We start from the raw sequence: 16,657 nt of genomic DNA, 5'->3' as shown, positions 1-16,657 counted from the left end.
GAGTCGCTCTCGACGTGTGGCGGTGCAGAAGGAGTTCGCCGCGGCATCCGCGACCGGAATTCCGCGAAACCCGCCCGGGATACCGGGCCTCGCGCCCGGCGCGCTTAGTGTGTGAGTTGTGTGGCGACGGGAAGGCAAGACGGTAGAAGACACGGGAGCAGCGCTCGCCGTGACCCTCAGTGACCTCCGGTCCTCGTCGACCGGGGTCATCGTGACCCACGCCGCCGAGGGCGAGCGCTCGCGACTCCGTAGTGAAGCCGCCGATCTGGGCGGCCCCTCGCCGCTGACCAGCTTCCGCGACGGGGCCGAGTCCGGTATCGACATCTCCAAGGCGCATCCCGGCAGCCTCCCGCAGTTCATCACCGGAAAATCGACGCTGCTGTCGAACCTCTTCCGCGACGAGGTCGGTCTGCGCACCGCGCGACTCGCCGCCGAGCGGATCACCGCGAAGAACACCGAGCTGCGCACCGTGCGCGGCATCGAGGCCGTGCACCTCGCCGTCGGCGTCGCCCGCTGGCGGATCGGGGGAGCGTTCTTCGCCGCCCCCGTGCTGCTGCGCCCGCTCGCGATCCGCCGCCATCACTCCGACTACGAGCTGAAGCTGCAGGGGGCGTTCGAGGTCAATCCCGAACTCGTCCGCATCGCCCGCGAACACTTCGGCATCTCGATCGACGCGTCGACCCTGGCATCCCTCGCCTACGACGGGGGCATCTTCAAGCCTCAGCCGGTCATCGACAGCCTGCGTGCGATCACCCGTACGATCGACACCTTCTCGGTCGAACCGCGCCTGGTCGTGTCGACCTTCGCCGACGTCGCGGGCTCCATGTCGCGCGACACCCGCACGCTCGACCACCAGGTGCTCAACGCCCTCGCCGGTCACGTCGGCGACCGCGAGCGGGTCAGGGCCCCGCGGGCCACGCCGCACTTCACCGGGCCGGACGACCGCGCGCCGGCGTCCGACACCCTGCTGCTCGATGCGGATGCCGAGCAGGAGGCCGTGCTCTCGCGCATCGCCGCCGGCCACTCGCTGACCGTCGCGACGCTGCCCGGCACCGGCGGCACGCAGACCGTGATCAACGCGCTGGGCGAGCTCGTCCGGGCGGGGAAGCGCGTGCTCGTCGTCTCGGCCCGCCGCTCGACGCTCGACGGAGTCCGCCACCGCCTGGCCGGGATCGGTCTCGACAGCCTCGCGATCTCGCCGGTGAGCGTGCGTCGTGACCTCGTGCGCGCCATCGGTCGCAACGAGAAGGCGAGCGCTCCCAAGGTCGGAGAGGTCGACGACGCGCTCGTGCGCCTGCGCACCGTGCTCCGCGACTACCGTCACGCGCTCACGTCTCCCGTGCCCGGGATGGATGCCTCCGTGCTCGAGGCGACCCGTCACCTCACCCGACTCGCCTCCCTGCCGACACCGCCGTCGACCACGGCGCGACTCAGCAACGAGTCCCTGCGGCGTCTCGCCGGCGATCGCGGGCCGGCCGCCGCCGCCCTCGCGCAGGCCGCGCGTCTCGGGGAGTTCCGCTTCGGCCCCGACGATTCGCCCTGGTACGGCGTCACCTTCGCCACGACCGAGGCCGCACGCGCCGCGCACGAGCTGGCGGGCCGCTTGCACTCCGACAGCGTTCCGGCGCTGCTCGAGCGGGGCTACGAACTCATCGCCCAGACCCACATGCGCCCGTTCTCGACCATCGACGAGCTCGGCGACTACCTGCGGCTGCTCGAGGGCATCCGCGACTCGCTCGACCGCTTCAGCCCGACCGTTTTCGAGCGCCCGCTGGGCGAGCTGATCCAGGCGCACGGGTCCCGTCGCGATGCACCGGGGATGTCGTCGGCGAACCGTCGGCGGTTGCGCCGTCTGGCGAAGGAGTACGTGCGCCCCGGTGTGCACGTCACCGAGATGCACGAAGCGCTTCTGCGCATCCAGACCCAGCGCACGCAGTGGCAGCGCTGCGTCGATGCGGGCGTCGCCCCCGAGATCCCGCTGGGTCTCGGGGAGGTCGCGGCCGCGTGGCAGCGCGTCGAGGCCGAACTCGCCGAACTCGACGCGGCTCTCGGCCGACGTGAACCGCTGGCGACGCTGCCCGTGGCGCGCCTGGTGCGCACGCTCGCGGGTCTCGCGGCGAAGTCCGATGTCTTCGAGAACCTCGTCGAGCGTGCGGAGCTGCGCGACGAACTCGCCCTCCTCGGCCTCGAGCCCCTGCTCACCGACCTCTCGGTGCGTCACGTCTCCGAGTCGCGCGTGGGCGACGAGCTCGAGTTCGCGTGGTGGCAGTCTCTCCTCGAGCGCGCCCTCCAGGACAACCGCGCCCTCCTCGGCGCGAACACCGCGGTCGTCGATCGGCTCGAGCGCGACTTCCGTCTCGTCGACGAGGCGCACGCCGCGATGGCCGGCCCGCTGCTGGCCTGGCAGCTCGCCAACCAGTGGAAGATCGCGATCGTCGACGAGCCGCAGGAATCCGCGAACCTGCGTCGTGCCCTGACGCAGAGCACGACGACGTCCGCCGAGGTGGTCAGCGCCGCCCCGACGCTCGTCTCCACGCTCGCGCCGGTCTGGATCTCCTCGCCCTACCTCGTGCCCGAGATCCCGGACTCCGTCGAGTTCGACGCCGTTCTCCTGGTGGATGCCGCGGCGATCAACCTCGCCGAGGCCGCGCCCGCGATCCGTCGTGCCCGCCAGGTCGTCGCGTTCGGCGACCCGGTGACCCAGCGTCCGTCGCCGTTCCAGATCGCCGTCGACCCGGATGACCTCTGGGAGCCCGAGGTCGAGTTCGACGAGACCTCGGTGTTCGAACGTCTCTCGGAGCTGCTTCCGGTGATGACGCTCACGCGCAGCTACCGCGCCGGGGGAGAAGACCTCGCCGAGCTCATCAACGACGCCTTCTACGGCGGCGAGATCGTGTCGCTGCCCTGGGCCGGGTCGTATCTCGGTCGGGGAAGCCTCACGGTCGACTACGTCGAGGGAGGCACGGGCACGCCCGACCCGATCTCGGGTGCGGTCGAGAGCCCCGACGCCGAGGTCGCCCGCGTGGTGACGCTCGTGGTCGAGCACGCCGTGCACCGCCCGTCCGAGTCGCTCATGGTCGTGACCGCCAGCGCCCGACATGCCGAGCGCGTGCGCGCCGCGGTCACGGCAGCCTTCGCCGGGCGCTCCGACGTCGCCGACTTCGTGGGGCGCGATACCGCGGAACCCTTCGCCGTTCTCACCCTCGAGCAGTCCGTCGCTGAGAGCCGCGACCGGGTGATCTTCTCGCTCGGCTTCGGTCTGACCAAGCACGGCCGTGTGCTCAGCGACTTCGGCGATCTCTCGACGCCCGACGGCGAGCGGCTGCTCACGGTCGGCATGACCCGCGCGCGCCGTTCCATGGTGATCGTGTCGTCGATCCGTCCGTCGTCCTTCGACGATGGACGCCTCGAGCACGGCGCCGCGACGCTCATGTCGATCCTCGGCGGCCTGGCCGCCCGTGCCCGCGACGCGCGTCTCGAAGACCTCGCCGACCCGTTGACCCTCGCGCTCGCCCGCGAACTGCGCCGGCTCGGAGCATCCGTCGACGTGGACTACCGCGGTCTGCTGCCGCTGGTCGCGCAGCACGGTGGCAAGGCCGTCGTGATCGAGTGCGATCCGGAATCGCGCGGCGACTCGCTGCGCGAGACCCTGCGTCTGCGCCCGCACGTGCTGCGCCGACTCGGCTGGCACTACGTGCGCGTGCACGCGTTCGACCTCTACAGCGACCCGGCCACGGCGGCGACGCGGATCGCCTCGGTGCTCGGCATCTCGCCGTCGACCGCGCGTGCCGAGAACGACACGCAGCCGCTCGACCTCGATGACGGCGCGAACGGCTGACCGAGCGGATGCCTGAGGATGCCTCTCCGGGGGAGCCCGCATCGGATGCTCCGCGGCAGCGGGTCGAGCGCGTGCCGGGTTCCCGCCGCGCACGCCTGACGCCGGTGGAGGGAAGCGATCCCGACCCCGAGAGCGGTCCCGAATCGGTCGCGAAAGACCGGAAGCGGCGCCCGGACGGCCCCGCGGGTCCCAATGACGACCGCATGATGCAGGACGTCCCGCCCCACTACTGAGCGTCGTGGTGACGCTGCGGAGCGGAACGGGACGTCCGGTGCGGCTGCCTGTGCAGCGAGGGTGTGCCCGTCAGTCGCGGGCGTTGCTCTTCGCGAGCAGGTCGCGGATCTCGACGAGCAGCTCGGCCTCGGTTGCGGCGGCCGGCTCCTCTTCGGGCTGCTCGGCGGACGTTCCCTTGCGGGCCTCGACGTGCGCCTTGAAGGTGTTCATCGGCAGCACGAACACGAAGTACACGACGAGGGCGACCGCGAGGAAGCTGATGACGGCCGAGATCAGGTCGCCGAGCGGGAACGTGACCGTGTCGCCGTAGATGTTGGTGACCTGCGGGCCGAAGCCGCCCATCGCGTCGGCCTTGAAGAAGAGGGCGACGAGCGGGTTGATGACACTGGCGACCACGGCGTTGACGATCGCGGTGAACGCCGTGCCGATGACGACGGCGACCGCGAGGTCGATGACGTTGCCGCGGAGGATGAAGTCCTTGAATCCTTTGAGCATGCGAACCTCCGAGTGGTGGGGAATCAGGATGAGGTCGGGCTCGACGTCGGCGCGGGGGCGCTGGTGGTCGTCGACTCCTTCTTCGATGATGTCGAAGCATCCGATGATCCGCCACTCTTCGCCCGCGAGTCCGTGCGATAGAAGCCGGAGCCGTTGAAGGTCACGCCGATCGACCCGTACTGCTTGCGCAGGCTGCCGCCGCACTCGGGGCAGACGGTGAGCGACGCGTCGGCGAAGCTCTGCACGGCGTCGAAGCGGTGGCCGCACGACGTGCAGGCATAGGCGTAGGTGGGCATGGTGTCCTCAGAGGGTCAGCGTCGCGTCTGCGACAGGGAGAGGGTCTGCGTCGGTGTCACGATGCCGTCGACCGGCTGGTCGTGCACCTCGCGAGGCAGGGAGTCGAGTATCTCGGAATCATAGATGACCGCGTACACGGGAGGGCACTTCTCCATCGACCCGATGGTCTTGTCGAAATAGCCGCGGCCCCATCCCATGCGCATGCCCGAACGGTCGACCGCGGCGGCGGGCACGATCATCAGGTCGACGTCGTTCACTGCGATCGGGCCGAGCACCTCGCCGGTCGGTTCGGGCAGGCCGAAGAGTCCCTCGGCCACGTCGTCGTCATCGTTCGCGACGGCCCAGTCGAGCAGTCCGTCGGCGCGAGTGACGGGGAGCAATACGCGGATGCCGCGGCGCACCGCCCGCGTGACGAACTCACGGGTGCCCGGTTCGGCGGTCGCCGACAGGTAGCACGAGATCGACTGGGCACCGAGGCTCTCGACGAGTTCGTCCAGGCGTTCGCCGATCGAGGAAGCGGCGGCATCGCGTTGCGCATCGGAGAGGAGCGCCCGGCGTTCGCGGAGCTCGGCGCGCAGTGCGCGCTTGGCGTGCTCGACCTCGTTCGACATGGCTCAGAGTCTACGCGGCGCCCACCGGTAGGCTGTCGGGATGGGTACACAGAAGTTCAAGGCGGTCATTCCTGCGGCAGGTCTGGGGACGCGCTTCCTGCCGGCGACGAAGGCGATGCCGAAGGAGATGCTGCCGGTCGTCGACAAGCCGGCCATCCAGTACGTGGTCGAAGAGGCGGCGGATGCCGGGATCGACGACATCCTCGTCATCATCGGACGCAACAAGAACGCGATCTCCAACCACTTCGACTCGGTGCCCGAGCTCGAGGTCAAGCTCATGGAGAAGGGCGACCACGGCCGCCTGGAGCGTGTCGTGCGCTCGAGCGACCTCGCCGACATCCACTTCGTGCGCCAGGGCGAGCCGAAGGGACTCGGCCATGCCGTGCTGCGTGCCCGCGCACACGTCGGCGACAGCTCCTTCGCCGTGCTCCTGGGCGATGATCTCATCGACGAGCGCGATCCGCTGCTCACCGAGATGCTGGCCGAGCACGAGCGCTCCGGCGCCGCCGTGATCGCCCTCATGGAGGTCGATCCCGCGAACATCCACATGTACGGCACGGCGGCCGTCGAGGACATCGAGGGATCGGATGCCGTGCGCGTCACCGGCCTCGTCGAAAAGCCTGCGCGCGAGGACGCCCCGTCGAACCTCGCGGTCATCGGGCGCTACGTGCTTCCCGCCTCGATCTTCGACATCCTCGAGCACACCGAACCCGGCAAGGGCGGGGAGATCCAGCTGACCGATGCGCTGCAGGAGATGGCGGCCGACCCGTCGGGCCCCGGAGTGGTCGGCGTGATCTTCGGCGGTCGGCGGTACGACACCGGTGACCGGGTCGAGTACATCAAGGCGATCGTGCAGCTGGCCTCCGACCGCGACGACCTCGGCGGCGAGCTGCGCCCGTGGTTGAAGGAGTTCGCCGAGCGCCTCTAGGCCTCCGGCGGGTCGAGCGCGAGATGATGGATCTCATGGCGGGCATGCGACACGGATCGATCGAGCTGCGCCTCGTGCGCACGAAGGATGCCCGCGTGCTCCAGCAGGAGCTGCTCGCGAACCGGTCCTGGTTGCAGCCGTGGGAGGCCACGGTTCCCTACGGCTCGGTGTCGTTCGACATGCGCCTGAGCATCCGTCGTCTGCTCCAGCAGTACCGCGACGGCGCCGGATACCCGTTCGTCATGGAATACGACGGCGAGGTCGCCGGTCAGCTGAACGTGTGGGGAGTCTCGCGCGGGTCGCTCTGCTCGGCGACGATCGGCTACTGGGTCAGCGAGAAGTTCGCGGGCAAGGGCATCACGCCCACGGCCGTCGCGCTCGCGACCGATGCGTGCTTCGTGGAGTACGGCCTGCACCGTATGGAGATCTGCATCCGCCCCGAGAACGCCGCGAGCCTGCGGGTGGTGCAGAAGCTCGGTTTCCGTTACGAGGGACTGCGTCGTCGGTACATCCACATCGACGGCGATTGGCGCGACCACTACGCGTTCGCGCTGACGAAGGAGGACGTGCCGCAGGGGGTGCTGGCGCGTTGGTTGAGCGGTCAGGTTCCTCCGGATGCCGCGACGATCCCTCCGTCGGACCGTCTCTCCGTCTGACGACACGCCGACTCCGGCCAGATCTCTGGTCGCGACACGCGTCCGGCTCTCGGCTCGGGGAGGGTTGTTCCCTTACCGTTATCGATATGGACGGGCCGGTGCTGAGCGGGGGAGTGATCGTGCTCGTCGCCGTGCTCCTGTGGATGCTCTATCTGCTGCCCTCGTGGCGCGGCCGCTTCCAGTACAACGCCGCCGAGCGCAACGCCGTGCGCCTGAACCAGGCACTGCGGATCCTCGCCGAGACGAGCGAGACCCCCGAAGAGGTGCGCGTCGAGCTGAGTGCTCGCACCGCCCTGGCGCAGCAGAAGCTCGCCAAGCGCGTGCAGTCCGAGCGCGAGTCCGCGGAGCTCGAGGCGCTGCGTGCCGAACTCGCGGCGACACGGGCCGATCCGGTGATCCGTCAGGCGCGTGCGCGCCGTCGGGTGCGGATGCTGTCGACCGTCGCCGCGCTCGTCGGAGTGGTGCTCGCGGGACTCGGCGTGTGGCAACTGCTCGCGACCGGAGCGTCGATCCTGCTGTGGGTCGGCGGGTCTCTGGCCCTGCTCGGCGCGATCGCGCTGCAGCGGATGGCCGCCGTCGCTGGTCGAGTCGCCCGTGCGAGTCATGTGGTCGCCGAGGCGCCGCGAGAGCGCGTCGCGCCCGAGATCCACGACCAGGGTCGTGCGACGTGGACCCCGCGTCCGCTGCCCGAGCCGCTCGTCGCGGTCGCCGGGTCGCGCGCTCAGACCGCCCGCGCCGAGATCGACGCGCAGGAGCAGCTGCGCAAGGCCGCCCGCCTCGCGGAACTCCGCGCCCGCGCCGAGCAGATCGCCGCCGAGCAGGCTCCGGCGCCCGTGCGGATTCCCGCTCCGCGCACTGCCCCCGCCGCCGAGGCTTCGCCCTACGCGAAGATGGGATTCGTCGACGACGCCGAGATCGAGGCGCACGTGCGCGACATGCTCGCCCGTCGCGCCGCAGGGTGATCCCCGACGTCCGAGGTGGGGTCGACGTCGTGATAATGTTGATCTCCGTAAGGGCCTATGGCGCAGTTGGTAGCGCGCCTCGTTCGCATCGAGGAGGTCAGGGGTTCGAATCCCCTTAGGTCCACCACCGCAGAAACCCCCAGGCAGCCGCCCGGGGGTTTCTGCTTTTCCCGACGGGTGGCTGAAGGACTCAGCGCGAGGCGAGCCCGGCGAGCAGCTCCAGCACGCAGAGGGCTGCGAGGCGCACGGTGCGGGCGTCGTCGGCATCGGCTGTGGCGTCGACCTCGGCGAGGTCGGCGCTGACGACGCGCGGGTCGGCGGCGACGGCGCGGGTGAGGGCGCGCAGCTCCCACGCCTGCAGGCCGCCGGGCACGCTCGCGGGGCAGCCGGGGGCGACCGAGCGGTCGCAGACGTCGACATCGATGTCGAGGTGGACGCGGGCATCTGATCCGGCACCGGCGATCTCGAGGGCTTCGGCCACGACGTCGTCGACACCGCGGCGGCGCACCTCGTCGAGCGTGATCACCCGGATGCCCCAGTCCGCTGCCCGGCGGGCGTAAGCGACCGAGTTCGCGAAGTCGGCGATGCCGATCTGCACGATGCGCGTCGGGTCGATGCGGGCGGTGTCGAGCGTCGAGAGCACGGGGACGTCTTCGACGAGCCGGCGCACCGGGGTTCCATTCGAGACGCCGTCGCGCAGGTCGAAGTGCGCGTCGAAGGTGATCAAACCGGTCGCCTGGGCGCCCAGCGCCACGGGGTAGGTGAGGGAGTTGTCGCCGCCGAGCGCGATGACGAACGACTCCGAGAGCTCCCGCACCCGCGCGATGACGGATGCCTCGCCCTCGTCGCCGTCGGGCTCGTGCACGTCGCCGGCATCCGCGATGCGCAGCACCTCGTTCAGGTCGATCGCCGGCGGGCCCATCAGCGCGGTGCCGTAGCGGGGGAGTGCGTCGCGGATCGCGGCCGGAGTCGCCCCGGCACCCGTGGGTGAGAGCGACGTGCGCCAGGCCGGGACACCCAGCAGCACGGCCTCCGCGTCGTCGACGGCGTCGGGAGAGGGCCAGGATCCGGCGCGCGGCCAGAGGGGATCGTGCGAGAGGGCCATGTCAGACTCCGGGGATCAGGGCGTGGGCGATCGAGAAGATGGCGAGGCCGGCGAGAGCACCGACGAACGTGCCGTTCAGGCGGATGTACTGCAGGTCGCGGCCGACCATGAGCTCGATCTTCTCGGTCGTCTCGGCCGGGTCCCAGCGTTCGACGGTGTCGGTGATGATCGATGCGATGTCGTGCCGGTAGCGATCGACGAGGAAGACCGCCGCATCCGATACCCAGGTGTCGACGCGGCGCTGCAGCGCGGCATCCGTCGTCAGACGCTCGCCCACCTCCTGCAGCGCCTGCACGGCCCGGCGGCGCAGCCCGCTCTCGGGGTCGGCCAGGGCCGTGAGCAGGCCGTTCTTCGCGGTGTTCCACGCCTCGGCGGCGAGGGCGCCGACGCGGGGGCTGTCGAACAGCGACGCCTTCGCGTTCTCGAGCTTCGCGCGGGTGATCGGGTCGTTCTGCAGACTGTCGGCGAGGCGGCCGAGGTAGCCGTCGATCGCCAGGCGGGCCGGATGCCGGGGGTCGGCCTGCACGGCCTGCACGAACTTCACGGCCTCGTTGTAGACGGTGTCGTCGACGAAGCGGTGCGCGAGCCGCGGCACCCATGAAGGCAGGCGCCGGGAGACGAGGCCGGAGAACGACTCGGCGTTCGCCTCGAGCCAGCGCCCGATGCTGTCGGCGGCGAGGTCGACCGCGCCGTGATGGGCGTCGGCCTCGACGATCTTCTCGAGCCAGGCGCCCGCGGGCGGGCCCCACTCGGGGGAGACGAGGTGCTCGCGCGCGAGGTCGGAGATGAGATCGCGCACGTCGTCGTCGCTGAGCCCGTTGAGGATCGCGGTGGCGATCGTCGCGCCCTCGGCGCCGACCCGCTCAGCGTGCGGCGTCTCGCGCAGCCACTCGCCGGCACGCTGCGCGATGGCGGTGGAGGACAGCTTCGTGCGCACCACGCTCGCCTCGAGGAAGTTCGTCTCGACGAACTCGCCCAGGCTGCGGCCGATCTCGTCCTTGCGGCTCGGGATGATCGCGGTATGCGGGATGGGAAGGCCCAGCGGGCGGCGGAAGAGCGCCGTCACCGCGAACCAGTCGGCGAGGGCACCCACCATTCCGCCCTCGGCCGCGGCGCGCACGTACCCGAGCCAGCTCATCCGCTCCTGGAACGCGAAGGCGAACACGAACACGACGGCCATGAAGATCAGCGCCCCCAGGGCGACCGCCTTCATACGGCGCAGCGCGCGGAGACGGACCTGATCGGCGGGCGAGAGCATCGCCATCGGTGTGCGCGGCATGAAGGCATCCTTTCACGCCGTGTCAGTGTAGTACCCTCACTACATCAGAAAACGAGGTGCATCGTGTTCCGTATGACCGCTCGAGATTTCAATCAGTCCGTCGCGCGTGCGCAGCGCATCGCCGACGAGGAGCCGGTGCTCGTGACCCGCCGAGGCGAGCCGGCCTACGTGCTGCTGAACATCGACGAATACGAGCGGCTGCGGTCCGAGGCGCCGGCAGGCGACGATCGGTCGCTGCTCGATGTGATCGCGCCCGTGCCGACGAGCGCGGATCCCGACGACGTCTTCGGCCGCATCATGGACGATCTCGCGTCGGAACGAGCGCGCGACCTCGGGCGGGAGGTCGACCTGTGACGGGGTTCCTGCTCGACACGAACGTGGTCTCGGAGACCCGTCGACTGCGGCCCGATGCCGGTGTCGTGCGCTGGTTCGAGGCGACGCCGCGGCGATCCCTGCGGATCAGCGTGGTCACCGAGCTCGAACTCCGACGCGGCATCCTTCTCGTGCAGCGTCGTGATGCCGTCGCCGCAGCATCACTCGACCGATGGTTCCGATCCGTGCTGCAGGGCCTCGCCATTCCCGCGCTTGAGGTGACCGGTGCGGTCGCGCAGCTGGCGGCGGCGATCCAGGTGCCCGATCGTCGTCCCCTCGGTGATGCGTTGATCGCCGCGACCGCTCTTCACCACGGGCTCACGCTGGTGACCCGCAACGTGAAGGACTTCGACGTTCCCGGGCTCCCGGTGGTCGATCCCTTCGACGGGCTCAGCGACTCATGAGCGGGGTAACCTCGATGCGTGATCGAAGACATCAAGAAGCGCGCCCTGCACCGCACCGCCATCCTCGAGGGGCAGCTCCGCGGGGTCGCTCGGATGATCGAGAGCGAGGACTACTGCATGGACATCATCACGCAGTCCCGCGCGATCCAGAAGTCGCTCGAGTCCCTCAACCGGCTGCTGCTCGAGAACCATCTGCGCACCCACGTGACGCACATGTTCGAGGCGGGTGGGGAGGAGCGCGACCAGGCCGTCGCCGAACTGCTCAAGGCGTTCGACTTCGATTCGAAGTAGCGCTCCTCGCCTCTCACGCCTTGCCGTCGAAGACCTCGCCCTCCATCGCGTCGTAGCCCTCGGCCTGCGGGTCTCCGTGCGAGCCGCCCGAGAGCGCGTACTCCTCTTCGGGGGAGAGCACGAGGCGGTGGCGGAAGAAGAGCCCGAATCCGAGCAGGATGATCGCGTACACGATCGCGATCGCGATGATGGCCGGGCCGAACGTCGGGTTGAGCAGGAAGCCGACGAAGATGAGCGCCGCGATGACGAGCGCGATGACGGCGCCGGGGATGCCCCAGGGGCTGACGTACGGGCGATCGACGTTCGGGAACTTCTTGCGCAGGATGATGAACGACACGAGCTGCAGCCCGTAGGCGACGACGGCGCCCCAGACCGCGATGTTCAGCACGATCGCCCCGGCCACGGTGCCCGCGCCCTCGGAGTCGACCGCGGTGAGCACGTCGAGCACGATCAGGGCGACGAACCCGATCGCGGCGCCGACCGTGAGAGCGACCCAGGGCGTTTGGCGCTTGCCCGTCAGCGAGAGGAAGCGCGGGTAGTACCCGGCGCGAGACAGCGAGTACATGTTGCGGCCGTAGGCGAACATGATGCCCTGCAGCGAGGCGAGCAGGCCGATCAGGGCGAACAGTGCGAGCACGGCGGCGAGCTGGTCTCCCACGATCGCGCGGAAGCCATCGAGCAGAGGCTCTCCCGCGGTGCCGGTCGCCTCGGCGCCGATCACGCCGGTGTTGAGGAACAGCACCAGGAGTCCGGTGACGATGAGGGTGCCGCGCGCCCAGAACCCGGCCTTCGGGATGTCGCGGGTGGGGTTGTGCGATTCCTCGGCCGCGAGCGGCAGCTCTTCGATGCCGAGGAAGAACCACATCGCGAACGGGAGGGCGAACAGGATCGGCAGGACGCCGTGGGGGAGGAAGGTCGATTGGCCCTCGTCGGGGACGATGTCCCACAGGGCATCCCACGAGAACGCACCGGAGAACAGCGCCATGAGCGAGAAGACGAGGATGATGCCGATCGAGATCACCGAGACGACGATCGCGAAGCGGAACGAGATGGCCGCTCCCGCGGAGTTCAGCGCGATGAAGACGACGTAGAGGATGAGGTACCAGACCCATCCGGGGAGTTCGAGACCGAGCAGTTCGCTCGTGATCCCATTGGCATACGACGCCGAGAAGTAGACGATCACCGCCGTGGTCGCGACGTACTCGATCGTCTCGGCGGCTCCGGTGACCAGACCGCCCCAGGGCCCCATGGCCGAGCGGGCGAAGGAGTAGGCGCCACCGGTGTGCGGCATCGCAGCGGCCATCTCGCCGATCGCGAAGATCATGCCGTAGTACATCGCCACGAGGATGACGAAGGCGATGAGCATCCCGCCGAACCCGGCGAAGTCGATACCGAAGTTCCATCCCGAGAAGTCTCCCGAGATGACCGCGGCGACCGCGAGTCCCCACAGGCCCCAGACGCCGGCCGACCTCTTCAGTGTGCGTTTCTCGAAGTATTCGCTCCCGGCACGTGTATAGGTCGCTCCGGCGACCTTGCGGGATTCATTGCTCTGCCCAGACATACGTTCTCCGCTCACTCGCATGCAGGCGCCGGGTGCACCTTGCGGATGATTGTGACAGTCAATGGTGGTTTCGTCTACCTTTAAACGCCGAGGTGATCTACTCTGAGGGCGAAGCCGGTCGGCCGATCGCTTCACCGCAGGAGAACGGAGCGTCAGATGTCGGGAAACCTGAGCATCGAGCAGCTGGACGCCGGCATCGCCGCCGGCGAGATCGACACGGTGATCGTGGCCTTCGCCGATGCGCAGGGGCGTCTGGTCGGCAAACGCGTCTCGGCCCGCCTGTTCCAGGAGGACATCCTGTCGCACGGCGCCGAGGCCTGCGACTACCTGCTGTCGGTCGATGTCGACATGAACACCGTCGACGGCTACGCGATGTCGGGATGGGACCGCGGGTACGGCGACATGGTGCTGCGGCCCGACGCCGAGACGCTCCGCAACATCCCGTGGCTCGAGGGGACGGCGCTCGTGATGGCCGACCTCGTCTGGCAGAACGGCGAGCCGGTCGGACCGTCACCCCGGGCCATCCTCGACCGCCAGCGCGATCGGCTCGCCGAACGCGGCTGGACCGCGTACTCGGGCACGGAGCTCGAGTTCATCGTGTTCGAAGACACCTACCGCGAGGCCTGGGCGCGCAAGTACGAGGGGCTCACCCCCGCCACCGACTACAACGTCGACTACAACCTGCTCGCATCGACCCGCATGGAACCGCTGCTGCGCGACATCCGCAACGGCATGGACGGCGCAGGTCTCTACTGCGAGGGCGTCAAGGGCGAGTGCAACTTCGGTCAGCAGGAGATCGCCTTCCGCTACGCCGAGGTGCGCGAGACCGCCGACCAGCACGCGATCTACAAGAACGGCGCGAAGGAGATCGCCGAACAGCACGGTCAGTCGCTCACGTTCATGGCCAAATTCAACGAGCGCGAGGGCAACAGCTGCCATATCCACCTGTCCCTGCGAGATCGGTCGGGCGCTCCGGTGATGGCCGGTGACGGCGAGCACGGATTCAGCCCCGTCATGGAGCACTGGATCGCCGGCATCCTCGCGACGCTGCGCGAGTTCACCCTGCTGTTCGCCCCGAACATCAACTCCTACAAGCGCTTCGCCAAGGGCAGCTTCGCCCCGACGGGGGTCGCGTGGGGCATCGACAACCGCACCTGCGCCCTGCGCGTCGTCGGATCCGGATCGGGTCTGCGCGTCGAGAACCGGGTGCCGGGCGGAGACGTGAATCCCTACCTCGGCATCGCAGCGATCATCGCCGGCGGTCTGCACGGCATCGAGAACGAGCTGCCGCTGCCCGAGCGCTTCACCGGCAACGCCTACGAGGCGGGCGTCGATCACCTGCCCACGACGCTGCGCGAGGCCGCGCAGCTCTTCCGCGAATCGACGATCGCGCGTGCGGCGTTCGGCGACGACGTGGTCGAGCACTACCTGAACCAGGCGCGCATCGAGGTCGAGGCCTACGACGCGGCCGTCACCGATTGGGAGCGCATCCGTGGTTTCGAGCGCCTCTGACCCCGCGCCGCTGATCGGCATCACGACGTACCTGGAGCGCGCGCAGCAGGGGGTGTGGGACGTGCGGGCGGCCTTCCTGCCCGAGCAGTACCTCACGAGCGTGACGTCGTCCGGCGGCATCGCGCTGCTGCTGCCGCCGCAGGATCCGGATGCCGCCGACGCGGCCATCGCGGGAATGGACGGGCTCGTGCTCTCCGGCGGCGCGGACGTCGCGCCCGAACTCTACGGCGAGCAACGGCATCCGCTCACCGACCCCGCGCGGGTCGATCGCGACGCGTGGGAGCTCGCGCTGTTCCACGCGGCCGAGCGCCGCGGCATCCCGGTGCTCGCGATCTGCCGGGGGCTGCAGCTCGTGAACGTCGCCCGCGGCGGCACGCTGCAGCAGCACCTGCCCGAATCGCTCGGGACCGAGAGGTACCGGATCGGCGGCGGCGTGTTCGCCGAGAACGAGGTCGAGGTCGAGGTCGATACGGCGCTCGCCGGGATCCTCGGAGAGACCGACATGCGCGTGCACAGCTACCACCACCAGGGCGTCGGTCGGTTGGGCGACGGGCTCGTCGCCGCCGCGCACTCCGATGACGGCCTCGTGCAGGCCTTCGTCGACACAGCAGGCGCCCACATCGTCGGCGTGCAATGGCACCCCGAGGAGAACGCCGAGGACCGGCGACTCTTCGCCGATCTCGTCACACAGGCACGCGCGTTCGCCGCGCGGCGGAAGGAGGACGCCCGATGAGCGCGTTCACGGTCATCAACCCGTCGACGGGCGCGGCCATCCGCGAGATCGCCCGCGCCGATGTCGGAGAGACGGATGCCGCGATCGCACGCGCCGTGTCCGCTCAGCGCCGGTGGGCGGCGCTCGCCCCCGTCGCGCGCGCCGACGCACTGCGGTCGTTCGCGCGCGCCGTCGGGGGCGCTGCCGAGGAGCTGGCGCAGCTGGAGGTGCTCAACTCCGGGCATCCGATCGGCTCCGCCCGTTGGGAGGCGGGTCACGTCGCCCAGGTGCTCAACTACTACTCGGCCGACCCCGAAAGGCTCTCGGGCCGGCAGATCCCGGTGGCGGGCGGGCTCGACGTCACCTTCCACGATCCCTACGGCGTGGTCGGGGTGATCGTGCCGTGGAACTTCCCGATGACGATCGCCGCGTGGGCGTTCGCTCCGGCGCTCGCCGCGGGCAATGCGGTGGTGCTCAAGCCCGCCGAGCTGACCCCGCTGACCGCGATCCGTCTGGGCGAGCTCGCCCTCGAGGCGGGGTTGCCCGCGGGACTCTTCGAGGTCGTGACCGGGTCGGGCTCCGTGGTGGGGCAGCGTCTCGTCGAGCATCCGGACGTGCGCAAGGTGGTCTTCACGGGGTCGACCGAGGTCGGCATCGAGGTCGCAGCCGGCTGCGCGCGGGCGCTCAAGCCCGTCACCCTCGAACTCGGTGGCAAGAGCGCCAACATCGTCTTCGCGGACGCCGATCTCGAGAAGGCCGCCGCGGCCGTCCCGGGATCGGTGTTCGACAACGCGGGGCAGGACTGCTGCGCGCGCAGCAGGCTCCTCGTGCAGCGTTCGGTGTACGACCGATTCCTCGAGCTGTTGGAGCCGGCGGTCGCGGCGTGGCGGGTCGGTGACCCGTCGAGTGCCGACACCGACATGGGTCCGCTCATCTCCGCCGGTCACCGCGACACGGTCGCCGGGTTCCTCGATGACGCGACTATCGCGTTCCGGGGGAGTGCACCGGAGGGCGATGGGTTCTGGTTCGCGCCCGCGGTGGTGCTGGCCGACCCCGCCGATCGGATCGCGCAGCAGGAGGTGTTCGGTCCAGTCGTCGCGGTCATGCCCTTCGACGACGAAGCCGACGCGATCCGGCTCGCGAACGACACCGCCTACGGCCTCGCCGGCTCCCTCTGGACCGAGAACCTCGGCCGCGCCGTCCGCGTCTCGCGCGGGGTGCAGAGCGGCGTGCTGTCGGTGAACTCGCACTCTTCGGTGCGCTACGCGACGCCCTTCGGCGGCATGAAGGCCTCCGGACTCGGACGCGAGCTGGGGCCGGACGCCGCCGAGCACTTCACCGAGACCAAGAACGTTTTCTTCGCGACCGACTGAGCGCGACCCCGACCCCCTCGACCACCT

The 16,657-nt window shown here is 69.7% G+C and carries 16 protein-coding genes and 1 tRNA gene; 11 read left to right on the top strand and 6 right to left on the bottom strand.

The window, feature by feature from the left end; translation table 11 throughout:
- The first annotated feature begins 169 nt into the window (after positions 1-169).
- The gene (locus tag ACTJKK_RS06220; RefSeq protein WP_247624963.1) at positions 170-3,838 is read left to right on the top strand and encodes an AAA family ATPase; all 3,669 of its coding nucleotides are present in this window, start codon (positions 170-172) and stop codon (positions 3,836-3,838) included.
- A gap of 303 nt (positions 3,839-4,141) precedes the next feature.
- Here ACTJKK_RS06220 and mscL read toward each other — a convergent pair whose 3' ends face one another.
- The 3 genes from mscL to ACTJKK_RS06205 are packed head-to-tail and all read right to left on the bottom strand — an operon-like array spanning position 4,142 to position 5,475.
- Complete coding sequence (mscL, locus tag ACTJKK_RS06215) at positions 4,142-4,567, bottom strand: large conductance mechanosensitive channel protein MscL (RefSeq protein ID WP_247624962.1); 426 nt, start codon at positions 4,565-4,567, stop codon at positions 4,142-4,144.
- A gap of 23 nt (positions 4,568-4,590) precedes the next feature.
- The gene (locus ACTJKK_RS06210; RefSeq protein ID WP_440747356.1) at positions 4,591-4,863 is read right to left on the bottom strand and encodes an FmdB family zinc ribbon protein; all 273 of its coding nucleotides are present in this window, start codon (positions 4,861-4,863) and stop codon (positions 4,591-4,593) included.
- A 15-nt stretch (positions 4,864-4,878) separates the two neighbouring features.
- Positions 4,879-5,475 (bottom strand): 5-formyltetrahydrofolate cyclo-ligase, encoded by a 597-nt coding sequence (locus ACTJKK_RS06205; protein WP_247956644.1) that lies wholly within the window; start codon positions 5,473-5,475, stop codon positions 4,879-4,881.
- A 40-nt stretch (positions 5,476-5,515) separates the two neighbouring features.
- On the opposite strand from ACTJKK_RS06205, the gene galU reads away from it, so the two are divergent.
- The 4 genes from galU to ACTJKK_RS06185 all read left to right on the top strand — a co-directional run bounded on the left by galU (position 5,516) and on the right by ACTJKK_RS06185 (position 8,148).
- A complete protein-coding gene (gene galU / locus ACTJKK_RS06200; protein WP_247624959.1) occupies positions 5,516-6,403 on the top strand; it encodes a UTP--glucose-1-phosphate uridylyltransferase GalU in 888 nt (295 codons plus the stop codon).
- A gap of 44 nt (positions 6,404-6,447) precedes the next feature.
- The gene (locus ACTJKK_RS06195) at positions 6,448-7,059 is read left to right on the top strand and encodes a GNAT family N-acetyltransferase (protein ID WP_247625270.1); all 612 of its coding nucleotides are present in this window, start codon (positions 6,448-6,450) and stop codon (positions 7,057-7,059) included.
- An 86-nt stretch (positions 7,060-7,145) separates the two neighbouring features.
- Positions 7,146-8,021 (top strand): hypothetical protein, encoded by an 876-nt coding sequence (locus ACTJKK_RS06190; protein WP_404598359.1) that lies wholly within the window; start codon positions 7,146-7,148, stop codon positions 8,019-8,021.
- A 51-nt stretch (positions 8,022-8,072) separates the two neighbouring features.
- A tRNA-Ala gene (locus ACTJKK_RS06185) sits at positions 8,073-8,148 on the top strand.
- 63 nt (positions 8,149-8,211) lie between these two features.
- Here ACTJKK_RS06185 and ACTJKK_RS06180 read toward each other — a convergent pair.
- Together ACTJKK_RS06180 and ACTJKK_RS06175 are read right to left on the bottom strand one after the other, a co-directional pair.
- Positions 8,212-9,126, bottom strand: coding sequence for an arginase family protein (locus tag ACTJKK_RS06180; protein ID WP_440747355.1), 915 nt, complete (start codon positions 9,124-9,126; stop codon positions 8,212-8,214).
- Between the two features lies 1 nt (position 9,127).
- Positions 9,128-10,405, bottom strand: a complete 1,278-nt coding sequence (locus ACTJKK_RS06175; protein WP_440747354.1) for a DUF445 domain-containing protein — start codon at positions 10,403-10,405, stop codon at positions 9,128-9,130.
- 72 nt (positions 10,406-10,477) lie between these two features.
- On the opposite strand from ACTJKK_RS06175, the gene ACTJKK_RS06170 reads away from it, so the two are divergent.
- From ACTJKK_RS06170 to ACTJKK_RS06160, 3 genes are read left to right on the top strand one after another with little or no spacing between them, the layout of a single operon-like run.
- Positions 10,478-10,759 (top strand): type II toxin-antitoxin system prevent-host-death family antitoxin, encoded by a 282-nt coding sequence (locus ACTJKK_RS06170; RefSeq protein WP_440747353.1) that lies wholly within the window; start codon positions 10,478-10,480, stop codon positions 10,757-10,759.
- Entirely contained in the window at positions 10,756-11,181 is a 426-nt protein-coding gene (locus tag ACTJKK_RS06165) for a type II toxin-antitoxin system VapC family toxin (RefSeq protein ID WP_440747352.1), read from the top strand. Before ACTJKK_RS06170 ends, ACTJKK_RS06165 begins: the two co-directional genes overlap by 4 nt.
- A gap of 18 nt (positions 11,182-11,199) precedes the next feature.
- A complete protein-coding gene (locus tag ACTJKK_RS06160) occupies positions 11,200-11,472 on the top strand; it encodes a metal-sensitive transcriptional regulator (protein WP_247624953.1) in 273 nt (90 codons plus the stop codon).
- 13 nt (positions 11,473-11,485) lie between these two features.
- Here the strand turns inward: ACTJKK_RS06160 and ACTJKK_RS06155 are convergent, their stop codons facing one another.
- Positions 11,486-13,033 carry an amino acid permease gene (locus ACTJKK_RS06155; protein WP_247956638.1) on the bottom strand — a complete coding sequence of 516 codons (1,548 nt, stop codon included), beginning with the start codon at positions 13,031-13,033 and terminating at the stop codon, positions 11,486-11,488.
- Positions 13,034-13,189: 156 nt separating this feature from the next.
- On the opposite strand from ACTJKK_RS06155, the gene ACTJKK_RS06150 reads away from it, so the two are divergent.
- From ACTJKK_RS06150 to ACTJKK_RS06140, 3 genes are read left to right on the top strand one after another with little or no spacing between them, the layout of a single operon-like run.
- Positions 13,190-14,545 carry a glutamine synthetase family protein gene (locus tag ACTJKK_RS06150; RefSeq protein ID WP_247624951.1) on the top strand — a complete coding sequence of 452 codons (1,356 nt, stop codon included), beginning with the start codon at positions 13,190-13,192 and terminating at the stop codon, positions 14,543-14,545.
- On the top strand, positions 14,526-15,278 hold the full coding sequence (locus ACTJKK_RS06145) for a gamma-glutamyl-gamma-aminobutyrate hydrolase family protein (RefSeq protein WP_440747351.1): 753 nt from the start codon (positions 14,526-14,528) through the stop codon (positions 15,276-15,278). Before ACTJKK_RS06150 ends, ACTJKK_RS06145 begins: the two co-directional genes overlap by 20 nt.
- Complete coding sequence (locus ACTJKK_RS06140; protein ID WP_440747350.1) at positions 15,275-16,630, top strand: aldehyde dehydrogenase family protein; 1,356 nt, start codon at positions 15,275-15,277, stop codon at positions 16,628-16,630. The genes ACTJKK_RS06145 and ACTJKK_RS06140 overlap by 4 nt, the downstream gene beginning before the upstream one ends.
- Positions 16,631-16,657 lie beyond the last annotated feature (27 nt).

Origin of the sequence: Microbacterium sp. 22179 (genome assembly GCF_052045715.1) — a bacterium.
Lineage (GTDB): Bacteria > Actinomycetota > Actinomycetes > Actinomycetales > Microbacteriaceae > Microbacterium > Microbacterium galbinum.
This window is presented reverse-complemented; position numbering and strand designations above follow the sequence as displayed.